This window comes from Polaribacter sp. R2A056_3_33 (genome assembly GCF_019278485.1).
In the GTDB taxonomy this organism is placed as follows: domain Bacteria; phylum Bacteroidota; class Bacteroidia; order Flavobacteriales; family Flavobacteriaceae; genus Polaribacter.
In genome coordinates this window covers 1627308-1639116 of record NZ_CP058984.1, presented here as the reverse complement: position 1 = coordinate 1639116, position 11809 = coordinate 1627308, and the positions used below count along the sequence as shown (strand labels likewise).

The following is an 11809-nucleotide window of genomic DNA, read 5'->3' as shown; positions in this document are numbered from 1 at the left end:
TCAATTTTGTTATTCTTTTTAATAGATAATAAAAGGTTGGGGGACAATTATCTTTTTATCCTTTTACGTTAATTGGTATCAACTCTGGTGTTAACTCAACGCTATTTTCTGTCGACTCATCTTCCTCTTCTTCTGTAGAAAATTTAATAGTTAAAGCAATAATACCTGTAACTACAACTACAAAACCTATTAATAAATACCCACTTGCAACTGCACTCGAAGAAGCGGCAGATTGTGCTGCTTTAACAACCTCATCACTTAAACCTTCATTAGAAACAATTGCTGCTTTTTCTGCTAGTGAAGATTTAGATTTTAATAACATTGCCGCTAAAAATGCTCCAACATTACCTCCTGCTCCAACAATTCCAGAAACAGAACCAATGGCTTTTTTATTAATGAATGGCACTACAGAAAACGTTGCTCCTTCTGCCATTTGAACACTTAAACTAAATAGAATCAACAAAACAACTCCTAAAACCAAACTTGTAGCTCCAGAGAAAAATATCAATATTACTCCTTGTAAGGTTAAAATGAAAGACAAGAATAAAACACGACCTCTCAATCCTTTTAATTTCCCAAATTTATCTCCAAAGAAACCACCTAAAGTTCTTGCAAAAATATTCATCAAAGCAAATGACAATACAATGTTACCTGCAGTTACTCTTTGTAATTGAAACGTATTCTGAAGATAATCATCCATAGTTCCGTATACTGTTAATTCAATTCCGAAACTTGCAGCATATACTACAAAAAGAATCCAAACTCTATAATCTTTTAATACTTCTAAAAATCCTATTTGATCTTTTTTAGTAACAATCATTTCTCCAGCTTCTTTTAATTCGCTAAAGTTTCCTTTAGGAGTATCTGTTGTAAATAGGTAATATACAATACCCATTAAAAAACAAACAATACCAGCAATTACCATAGAATATCTCCAAGCTTCTCCGTCTGCAACACCAAAAGCAACAACTGCGGCTGCAATTAAAGGCATACCTAATCTATTTGCGCCACCACCTAAGTTACCCCAACCTGCAGAAGTTGCATTTGCGGTTCCTACAATATTTGGTGCAAACATTAAAGAAGTATGCACTTGTGTAATTACAAAGGAAGCTCCAATAAAACCAATAAACAATCTACAAACTAAAAATTGAGTTGGTGTTTGTACCAATCCACATAAAATAACAGGAATTGCACCTAACATTAACAACCAAGTATAACATAATCTTGGTCCGTATTTATCACATAATTTACCAATTAGTAAACGTGCAAAGACGGTTCCTGAAACGGCTAAAATAATTGAGTTCCATTTTTGATCTGGAGTTAAACCTAAATCTTTTACAACATCTGGCATAAAAGGTACAATACCAAACCATGCGAAAAAGCATAAAAAGAATGATATTGATGTAATCCAAAATGTACGAGTGGATACATTCTTAAAATCGAATAAACTTAATTTTGTAGATTTTTCTTGAGATAGGTTTATCATAATACATATTTTTAGATACACAAAACTAAGTATAAATACTTAATTATATACCTAAAAAATACGTATTTTTATAAAATTTACTAGATTAACAATTACGTAGTATTGAATTTAAGAATATGATAAAATTGGAGTTGAAAAATAATTGTTATGAAAAAGGTGTAGTCCAACAAATTGTTCTATTCAATTTAAAATTAAAAGATAAAGTGTAACAAATAGTTCAATTATACTACTAATCAATTGAAAATAAACGGAACAAAAATGAAAAATAATAAAGGAATAAATCTATTTGTGGTTGGAATGGCACTTTCAACACTCGGAATGACATTTTTAGCTGATTATAAAACTTTACAATATAGTGCCATGATTCTTGGCTTGTTAATTATGATATACAGTGTTTTTGTAATTGATAAGTTAAAGAAAAATCAAACAAAAAAGTAAGCATTAATTACCACATAGAGATCCACTGAGTTTTTTTCTTTGCGCCCTTGGCGATAGAACTTTGCTGTGAGTTATTACACAGAGACATCTACAATCAAAAAACCTATATCAACTGATATTCTTTGGCTTTATTTGTTAATTCTTGCAAGTTTTTAGCCTCTAACTTCTTCATTAAATTAAAACGATGTACTTCTGCAGTACGCTTGCTAATAGATAATTCTTCTGCAATATCTTTATTATTCTTTAGTTCTAAAACTAAAGTAAGTATTTGCCTTTCTCTTTTAGTCAGTTTAAAAGGAGCAACTTTTACTTCTTTTTGCTCTTCAATAACTTTACTAGTTTTTCCGTTTACAAAATTATTCATGATAATGGTAGAAACATCACCGGTAAAATACTTATCTCCACCAGCTACATTATTAACCGCTTTTAAAAACTCTTCTTTACTAGCTCCTTTTAACAAATAACCATCTGCACCGGCTTGAATCGATTTTACAACATACTCTTCAGAATCGTGCATAGAAAGCACTAAGGTTTTTACATCTATTTTCTGTTTTGTAATTTCTGCAACCACTTCAATACCATTCATTTCTGGCATACGAATATCCACAATAAGAACATGAGGTTTGTTTTTAGCAATTACCTCTAAAGCCTCTTTTCCGTTAGATGCTTCATCAATAACCGTAATTCCTGTCTGATCTTCTAAAAGTGCTTTTATTCCATCTCTTACCAAAACGTGGTCGTCTGCTAAAACTACATTTATCATAATTGTAACTATTTTATACGTACAAAAATAAGGAATTTAAGTAAAACTACGTATTTATATAGTAGCTTGTTTTATTATTTATACTCTTTGTCATTTCGAACGCAGTGAGAAATCACATAAGGTTTGTTAGACCTTGTGTGATCACTGTTATGTGATTTCTCCTAAAGTCGAAATGACAAAATTGTGTTGTAATATGTTTGTAAAGTTTTGTGTTTAGTCTTTTAAATAGGAATATTCAAAGTAACTCTAGTTCCTTTTCCTAATTCAGAATTTAAGAATAAACGACCATCAATATATTTAATACGTTCTTTCATAAAAGTCATTCCCATTCCTCCATCGCCATTTTTTACTTTCTTTACTTTTGATGGTTCAAAACCTTTTCCGTCATCATCAATATTAATGCTTAAGATATTTTCACTGTGAGAAAGTGACACTAAAATATGTGAAGAATCTGCGTATTTAATAGCATTATTAATTGCTTCTTGTACAATTCTGTAAATATTAATTTCTATTAAAGAATCTAAACGCTCATTAAAATCTGTTTTATTAAAAAATATAATTTCTTTTCCCGTCAATCTACCTAATTCATGTGTTAACTTGGTAATTGCAGGCACAATTCCGTGGTCTGATAATTCTGGCGGAGTTAAATTAAAAGTAGCAGTTCTAACTCCTTTTATAATATTGGTGGTTAATTCTTTTAAGTGCTCTATTTTTAAAGTTGTTTTCTCAATATCATTCATATTGATACTCTCTAAATTGTACTTTAACCCTGTTAACATTTGCCCAATTCCGTCATGCACGTCTTTGGCGATTCTGTTTTGTTCTTTTTCTTGATTTTCAATAATCTTACTAGAGATTATCTTTTGCTGACTCATCTTCTCTTCAAAACTTTCTTCTGTAAGTCTTTCTACTTCTATTTGAGCCGCTTTTCTATCTGTAATTTCAGAAGCAATTACTAACAATTCAGATCTATCCTCAGTAGGTCTATAAGGCACCAAAGACATCTCTAACCAAATATCAACACCTCCTTTTATGGTTGCTTTTACCTCTCCTTGCCAACCTATTTTTTTATATTTATTAATTAAATTTTCAATTACTAATTGTTCATTTTCATTATTAGATAAAACATTCCAAAACAACACTTCATTCTTTAAGTTTGATAATCTAAACAAACGAGAAAATTTATTTCCTATATGAATTAAGTTTCCGTTTGGCGAAACCCTTGCAAACAACAACGTTTCATCTATTGCATGGCTAAACGCACGTAATTCTTTTATAGATTTTTCTTTAGAAAGACTTAGCTCGTCGGCATCAAAGGCCATTTTTTTAGCTCTTTTTTCTGCGGATAATAACTCTGAAAGTGTTGCTTTTACCGATTTTGCTGTTGGCCAAAAAATAAATAAAAATTCACCTAAAAGTATTATTAACGTAAAAGTCATTAATAGGAATTCCAATTTTTTTAACCAAGCTATTTTTTTATCTGCTTCTACATTATATTGATTTACAATTTCATCCATCATCAATAAAAAAGAACCTTCATTATGGATTACTTTTTTAACTTCTGATGATAACTCATCAATAGGAATGGTAGGATTTTGTGATATTTTTTTTACAATTGATTTAGCTGATTTTTCAATAGTATTAAAAACAGGATTTATTGCTTTAAATTCACTCTTAATTTTATCGCTATTATGTTCAGGAAGCCCTAAACTATCATTTCCTTTTTGAAGCGCATGATGAGATAACTGCCACAGGTAAAGGGTTTCTGAAATTTTGTTCTTAAGTAGAAGTCTATTTTTTTTATCAGAATAATCAGAAAGAGAAACAATTTCTTTGGTTAATTTTTGACTCAACATTCGTTGTCTACCAGCCACATTAATTACGGTAGAGTCACTTTTTTGACTTTCTAAGTGATTATGAACTAAAACTTGACTAATAATAACAGAAAGTGCAATGGTACTTAATGCAATAACGTATAAACGGCTTAATTTATCAAACGTTCTTTGGTCTAATGAATTGCCGTTTTTAGTCATGTTAAATTACATTTTATTTATGAGATAGCTTGTTTTACCAATGCCAAACTTTTTTCTGAAAATGGAATTTTTAACGCTGCTGCATGTCCATTATCAGACATTTTTACCCACGTTTTCTTTAAAATATCGATAATTTTTTCATCGGTATGTTTTGCTGCAAATTCATCAAAATAATAATCTAGAAAAACCAAACAAATAACATCTTCTAAGGTTTGAGCTTCTTCGTTTTTCTTGATTAGTTTTTTTAAGATAATCTTCTGAACCCTGTCTACAAACTGTTCATCAAAACCAACTTGTTCTAAGATTTCTCCAGTAGTATTTGCGTGCATCTTTTTTAATTCTTCACGCCATTTTAAATACCCAACTCTATCCATCGGATATTCTTTTCTACCAATTTTCCAACGACAAATATGTTGTGCTCTTGCCGAAATTTGAAGTGCCTTTGATGCATTAGGATCAAACTGAAGTAACTTTCTTGTCATCCTTTGAGAATATAATAATTCTTTAGGATACTCTAATCCAGAAACTTGGTAGTTATTTGGATCTTCAGCGTTTTTTTTATCTATTAATGCAATGGCAGTTTCAAATCTTGTTGGCTTCATCTTTTTTGTTTATTCTGAAAAGCCAATATACACATTTTCTGCTTCAATCTTAATAGGATATACAGCGATAGGTGCTAAATCTGCATTTAAGTTTTCTCCCGTTTCTAACGAAAATGTTTTTTTATGCAACGGACATGCAATTTTAGGAACCCCTTTATGATCGCCCAACATACCTCTAGACAATACATTTTCTTGTTTTTCTGGTGATAAATTCTGGCAAGCATACCATTTATCTAACCTAGAAAAATTGAAAACTGCAATTTGTAAATCTTTATATTTTACACATGCTCCACCATCTTTTGGAAATGCACTAATAGGAGCTGCTTTAAACCAAACTTTTACATCTGCTTCTTTTACTGTTTTGTATTTTAAAAGTAATGTATCCATAATTATATTTGTTATTTCTGATCAACTAAGTAGTCTTATTGAAAATAATTGAGATTTAAAATGTTATTTTAAAACGTTCTGTCACTTCGATTTTAAGAGAAGTCGCATTACAGTGAACACATAATGTTGAGCACCTTTACGTGATTTCTCCTTACTTAGAAATGACAAAACTGTACGTTATGATTTATACTGGTAAAATTAATTTTTCCAAAGTTCAGGCATTTTCTGATCACGTAAAGGCACAAACACTAAGTTATCATCTCTATCATCTGAATTTACAAAATGATTAAAACGTTTTTTAGTTTCTTCGTTTGCGATGGCTTGTTTCCACTCACATTCGTAAGCATCTACTAAGAATTGCATTTCTTTTTCTAAATCACCCACAATATTTAAACTATCATCGATAACCACTTTTTTCAATTGCTCTATTCCGCCTTCTAATTTATCTAACCAAGCAGCAGTTCTCATTAATGGAGCAGCTGTTTGTATGTAATAAATTAAGTATCTATCTAAATATTTTACAACTGTTTCGTTGTCTATTTTTTCTGCTAATAACTGTGCGTGTCTTGGTGTTGCACCACCGTTTCCACCAACATAAAGATTCCAACCACCTTCTACAGCGATAATTCCAAAATCTTTACCTCTTGCTTCTGCACATTCACGAATACAACCAGAAACACCACCTTTAATTTTATGAGGAGAACGCAAACCTTTATACCTGTTTTCTAATTCTATGGCAAAAGAAATACTTTCTGCTAAACCATAACGACACCAGGTAGAACCTACACAACTTTTTACAGTTCTTAACGATTTTCCGTACGCATGACCACTTTCAAAACCTGCATCAATTAACTCTTTCCAAATTGCTGGTAAATCATTTAATTCTGCACCAAAGAAATCGATACGCGCTCCACCGGTAATTTTTGTGTATAAATTATATTTCGATCCTATTTGTCCTAAAACAATTAAGTCTTGTGGCGTTACTTCTCCACCTGCAATTCTAGGCACTACAGAATACGTTCCGTTACGTTGAATATTCGCTAAAAATTTATCGTTTGTATCTTGGGTAACGTCTTCTTTATTTGGAGTGTCATTATATAAACTTGCAAAAATTGAAGAAACCAAAGGCTTACAAGTTTCACAACCATGACCAGAACCACAAGTATCTAAAACCTCGTTAAAAGAAGTCAGTTTTTTAGCTTTTATAATTCCGTATAATTCTTGACGACTATATTCAAAGTGTTCACAAATTACATTTTTAACCGTTTTACCTAACGATTTTAAAGTTTCGTTAACCAAATCTGTAACCATTGGCTTACAACCACCACAACTTGTACTTGCTTTTGTTGATGAAATAACGCCAGCTAAATCCTCACAAGAACCATCTTTTATGGCTCCACAAATCTGACCTTTACTTACGTTTTCACAAGAACAAATTTGCGCTTCGTCTGGTAAATCTAAAGCACTACCAAAAGCGCCGCCTTCTGTAGCAGGTAATATTAATTGTGCTGCATCTTCTGGAATTGGCATTCCGTTTAAATATACTTGATGCAACATATTATAGTCTGATGCATCGCCTACTAAGATTCCTCCTAATAATGATTTACCATCAAGACTTACGTTAATTCTTTTATATAAATGTTGTGTTTTATTTTCGAAAATAACTGAATGTCCTTTTGATGCTGGCATAAAAGGCTCTCCGAAACTTGCTACATCTACACCTATTAATTTTAATTTGGTAGACATATCAATTTCTGCAGGCATTAATTCTTCTACATTTCCAATAATTTGATTTACGGCAACACCCGCCATATCATAACCAGGAGCCACCAAACCAAAAATCATTTGGTTGTACAAAGCAACTTCTCCGATTGCAAAAATACTTGGATCGGAAGTTTGCATTTTATTGTCCACTACAATTCCGCCACGAACGCCCATTTCTAAACCAGATACTTTACCTAACTCATCTCTTGGCCTAATTCCGGCAGAAACCACTAACATTTCTACATCTAAAACATCGTCTTCGCCAAACTCCATTCCGGTAATACATGTATCACCTAAAATTTGATTGGTTGCTTTGTTTAAATGAATGTTTAATCCTATAGATTCTAATTTTAATTGCAATACGTTACTACTTCTAGAATCTAATTGTCTTGGCATTAATTTAGAGGCAAACTCTACAATATGAGGCTCTAACCCCATATCCATAACTGCCTTACCTGCTTCTAAACCTAATAACCCTCCACCTAAAACGGCAGCTCTTGCATTTGGGTTTTTCTCTTTCAGTTTTGCAGCATACGCCAACATTCCTTCTAAATCCTCTATAGTTCTGTATACAAAAACCCCTTCTTTTTCTACACCTTTAATTGGCGGAACAAAAGCAGAAGAACCCGTAGCCAACACTAAATAATCGTAAGAAAACTCTCTATCGTTTGCCGTAGTAATTAGTTTAGACTTTCTATTAATTTCCGAAACTCTTTCATCAACAATTAAATCGATATTATTTTCTTTATACCATTCTGCAGGTGCCATTTCTAAGGCTTTTGCATCTTGGTTTTCGAAAAACTCACTTAAATGAACTCTATCGTAAGCAGGTCTTGGCTCTTCACCAAAAACAATAACTTTAAAATCTTTACTTTCTGGAGTTGCTGCAAATTTTTCACAAAATTTATAACCAACCATTCCGTTTCCGACAACTATAACTGTTTTCATAATTACGTATTTGAAATACAAAACTAAGTATTATTACGTATTAATACTTATTTAAAGTAATAAACTTTACGTATTTATCAAATTATTATCAATTTAAAGGAATGAATACTTATAAATTTGATTTTATTTAAAATTTAGTAATTAGAATTGTTAATAGTGTATTTAAGCTTTTATCCAATTACTGTTTTTAATATCTTTACCATTCACACTTAATTATTTTTATTAATGGACGATTTTTTACTGTATTTTAAAATGGGTTTAAACCATGTGTTAGATTTATCCGCTTACGATCATATTTTATTTTTGATTGTACTAGCTGTTGTATTTAGCTTTAAACAATGGAGAAAAGTTTTATGGTTAGTAACCTTATTTACAATTGGTCATTCTGTTACTTTGGCATTATCTGCCTACGGAATTCTAAAAATTAGAATAGATATTATTGAATATTTAATTCCGGTAACCATTTTTATAACTGGAGCTATTAATGTTTTTACTGCTAAAAACACTGCTTCTGGTAAACAAAACATCAACTTAATATTTGCTTTGTTTTTTGGTTTAATTCACGGTTTAGGGTTTTCTAACTATTTTAAAATGATGGTTGGTAAAGAAGAAAATAAATTGTTTCCGCTAATAGAATTTGCATTAGGTATAGAAGCTGCTCAGATTATTATTGTTTTAGGTATTTTAATTGTAGGTACATTACTTCAAAACTTTTTTAGAGTTAGCAGAAGAGATTGGATTTTAGTTTGCTCGTCTATTGTAATTGGTTTCTCTATACAAATGATGCTAGATAGAGTTTTTTGGTAAACAACAAAATTTTCGATTTTTTACTGTTGATAATAAGTAAGCTGCGTTAGGGATTGCAGTAAAAATCCTTTTTATGAAGGATGAATAAAAAGATTGTAGCGGAAAGCCCGACCTGTAAGGGAACGCTCAAAAAATTATTCATAACAGCTTAAAATAAATTTTGTCTAATTATTAACGTCATATTTATCTAAATCTTTTTACTTTCGTTCTGTATGACTGAAAAGAAACAATTAAAATACGATAGGGCTTATTTAAAAATGGCTCGCGAATGGGGGAAACTCTCTCATTGCAAACGTAAACAAGTAGGTGCGTTAATTGTAAAAGGAAGAATGATCATTTCTGATGGCTTTAACGGAACACCAACTGGTTTTGATAATTCTTGCGAAGATTGTAACGGGGTTACAAAATGGGAAGTTTTACACGCAGAGGCAAATGCCATCTTAAAAGTGGCGTCTTCTACCCAATCTGCAGAGGGTGCAACCTTATATATTACGTTATCTCCATGCACTCAGTGTAGCAAATTAATTCACCAAGCAGGAATAAAACGTGTTGTGTATGCAGAATCATACAAGGATACTTCTGGTATCAATTTTCTAGAAAAAGCAGGCGTAGAAATTATGCATTTACCTTATGAAGAATAGAAACAACCTCCCTATATATTTATCTTTAGCAGTTATTTTTGGTTTACTTATTGGACTTTCACTTAACGGAAGTGCTACCAATATGTTGTCTTTAAATAAAAACTCGTCTCAAGAACTAAAAATAAGGAAACTTATTAATTTTATTGAAAAAGACTACGTAGATACTGTAAATACAGAAAGTCTTTTAGACGGAGCTATTACGCAAATGTTGGGTAAACTAGATCCGCATTCTGTTTATATTCCTAAAGAAAAGCTGCAAGCGGTTACAGAAAACATGCAAGGTAATTTTGTTGGAATTGGCGTTCAGTTTAGAATGATTGAAGATTCTATTACCGTTATTCAACCTATAAAAGGTGGACCAAGTATAAAAGCAGGAATTAAGGCAGGAGACCGAATTTTAATGGCTAATAAAGATACTTTGTATGGTAAAAAAATGTACACAGATAAAGTGCCTGGTTATTTAAAAGGGAAACCAGATACTAAAGTTGCGCTTAAAATTTATAGAAAAAGTATAGACTCTACTTTTACCGTTTCCGTGACTCGTGGTAATGTAAATATTAAAAGTGTTGATTTAGCATATATGGTGAACGATTCTGTTGGTTATATTAAACTAGATCGTTTTGCAAGAAATACTTATAGTGAATTTAAATCTGCGTTAAACACCTTAATTGATGATGGAATGACCGATTTAATTCTTGATATTAGAGGCAATGGTGGTGGTTTTATAGACATTGCAAATAGTATTATTGATGAATTTTTAGAAGATGATAAACTAATTGTTTTTACTAAAAACAATAAAAACGAAATTGATGAATCTTTTGCAACCACTAAAGGTGATTTTGAAAAAGGTGGTTTGTATGTTTTGATTGATGAAAACTCTGCTTCTGCCTCAGAAATTTTAGCTGGTGCTTTACAAGATAATGATAAAGGAACCATAATTGGAAGGCGTTCTTTTGGTAAAGGTTTGGTACAAATAGAAATGGATTTAGGCGATGGTTCTGCTGTGCGTTTAACAACGGCTCGTTATTATACGCCAACGGGTAGATCTATTCAAAAACCTTATGACCACAAAGGAAATAAGAATTATTATACAGATTACCAGAAGAGGGTTTCTAATGGTGAATTGTTTAATAAAGATAGCATAAAAGTGGTAGATTCTCTTAAATATAAAACTCCTAAAGGAAAGATTGTTTATGGTGGCGGTGGAATTATTCCGGATGTTTTTGTACCAATAGACACTACTTCTTACATGAATGGTTACTACTTTAATACGATTAATGATTTTGCTTTTGATTACGTTGATAACAATAGAAAAAATCTACAAAAATGGACAATAGATACTTTTATTACTGATTTTGATAAAGAAGGAACTGTTTTTAATAGTTATCTATCTGATATTAAAGACGCTTATAAACCTTCTTTAACAACCAAAACAAGCTTAGAAAAATACCTAAAAGCTTCTATTGCAAACACACTTTTTGGCGATGTTGGCTTTTACAGAATTATGCACCAGGATGATAAAATGATTCAGAAGGTTTTGGAATTGGAAAGTGAGAAGTAGTTTCTGGTTTTAGTTGACAGTTTACAATAGCAGTATTCCGGTTTATGTTATCACTACTATGAGGCTTCTCAACACTTCGAAGTGACAAGTTGTATGTTTTTTTGCGTTCAATTTTGTCATTTCGAACGGAGAGAGAAATCACATAAAGTTGCTTTTTGTTATAGCATCACTGTTATGAGATTTCTCCTTTCGTCGAAATGACAAATTGGGTGTTTAGTTTTGTTTTATCACTACTATGAGGCTTCTAAATACTTAGCAGTGATACGTTGTATGTTTTTATTGCATTCAGTTTTATCACTTCAAAATAAGCTCTTTGGCGATTGAGAAATCTCACTATCTTATAAAAGGAAATTGCAATTCCTAAAACATAAAAATACAC

At 31.4% G+C, this 11809-nt stretch carries 10 protein-coding genes; 4 read left to right on the top strand and 6 right to left on the bottom strand.

Annotation, left to right across the window (positions count from 1 at the left end):
* Positions 1-55 precede the first annotated feature (55 nt).
* Positions 56-1486 carry an MFS transporter gene (locus H0I29_RS07085; RefSeq protein ID WP_218754897.1) on the bottom strand — a complete coding sequence of 477 codons (1431 nt, stop codon included), beginning with the start codon at positions 1484-1486 and terminating at the stop codon, positions 56-58.
* A gap of 258 nt (positions 1487-1744) precedes the next feature.
* Here H0I29_RS07085 and H0I29_RS07080 point away from each other — a divergent pair, with 258 nt between their 5' ends.
* On the top strand, positions 1745-1924 hold the full coding sequence (locus tag H0I29_RS07080) for a hypothetical protein (RefSeq protein WP_068447949.1): 180 nt from the start codon (positions 1745-1747) through the stop codon (positions 1922-1924).
* A gap of 103 nt (positions 1925-2027) precedes the next feature.
* On the opposite strand, the gene H0I29_RS07075 is transcribed toward H0I29_RS07080, so the two are convergent.
* The 5 genes from H0I29_RS07075 to nirB all read right to left on the bottom strand — a co-directional run bounded on the left by H0I29_RS07075 (position 2028) and on the right by nirB (position 8421).
* Positions 2028-2687, bottom strand: coding sequence for a response regulator transcription factor (locus H0I29_RS07075; RefSeq protein ID WP_218754896.1), 660 nt, complete (start codon positions 2685-2687; stop codon positions 2028-2030).
* 221 nt (positions 2688-2908) lie between these two features.
* Positions 2909-4720, bottom strand: a complete 1812-nt coding sequence (locus H0I29_RS07070) for an ATP-binding protein (protein ID WP_218754895.1) — start codon at positions 4718-4720, stop codon at positions 2909-2911.
* 17 nt (positions 4721-4737) lie between these two features.
* A complete protein-coding gene (locus H0I29_RS07065; protein WP_218754894.1) occupies positions 4738-5322 on the bottom strand; it encodes a DUF4202 domain-containing protein in 585 nt (194 codons plus the stop codon).
* Between the two features lie 9 nt (positions 5323-5331).
* A complete protein-coding gene (gene nirD, locus H0I29_RS07060) occupies positions 5332-5709 on the bottom strand; it encodes a nitrite reductase small subunit NirD (protein WP_218732114.1) in 378 nt (125 codons plus the stop codon).
* A 198-nt stretch (positions 5710-5907) separates the two neighbouring features.
* The gene (gene nirB, locus H0I29_RS07055) at positions 5908-8421 is read right to left on the bottom strand and encodes a nitrite reductase large subunit NirB (RefSeq protein ID WP_218754893.1); all 2514 of its coding nucleotides are present in this window, start codon (positions 8419-8421) and stop codon (positions 5908-5910) included.
* A gap of 225 nt (positions 8422-8646) precedes the next feature.
* Between nirB and H0I29_RS07050 the strand changes: the two genes are divergently transcribed.
* The 3 genes from H0I29_RS07050 (at position 8647) to H0I29_RS07040 (ending at position 11430) form a co-directional block, all read left to right on the top strand.
* On the top strand, positions 8647-9228 hold the full coding sequence (locus H0I29_RS07050) for a HupE/UreJ family protein (RefSeq protein ID WP_218732112.1): 582 nt from the start codon (positions 8647-8649) through the stop codon (positions 9226-9228).
* A 212-nt stretch (positions 9229-9440) separates the two neighbouring features.
* Complete coding sequence (locus tag H0I29_RS07045; RefSeq protein WP_165731347.1) at positions 9441-9869, top strand: dCMP deaminase family protein; 429 nt, start codon at positions 9441-9443, stop codon at positions 9867-9869.
* Positions 9859-11430: a S41 family peptidase gene (locus H0I29_RS07040; RefSeq protein WP_218754892.1), complete on the top strand. Its 1572-nt coding sequence runs from the start codon at positions 9859-9861 to the stop codon at positions 11428-11430. Before H0I29_RS07045 ends, H0I29_RS07040 begins: the two co-directional genes overlap by 11 nt.
* Positions 11431-11809: the final 379 nt, after the last annotated feature.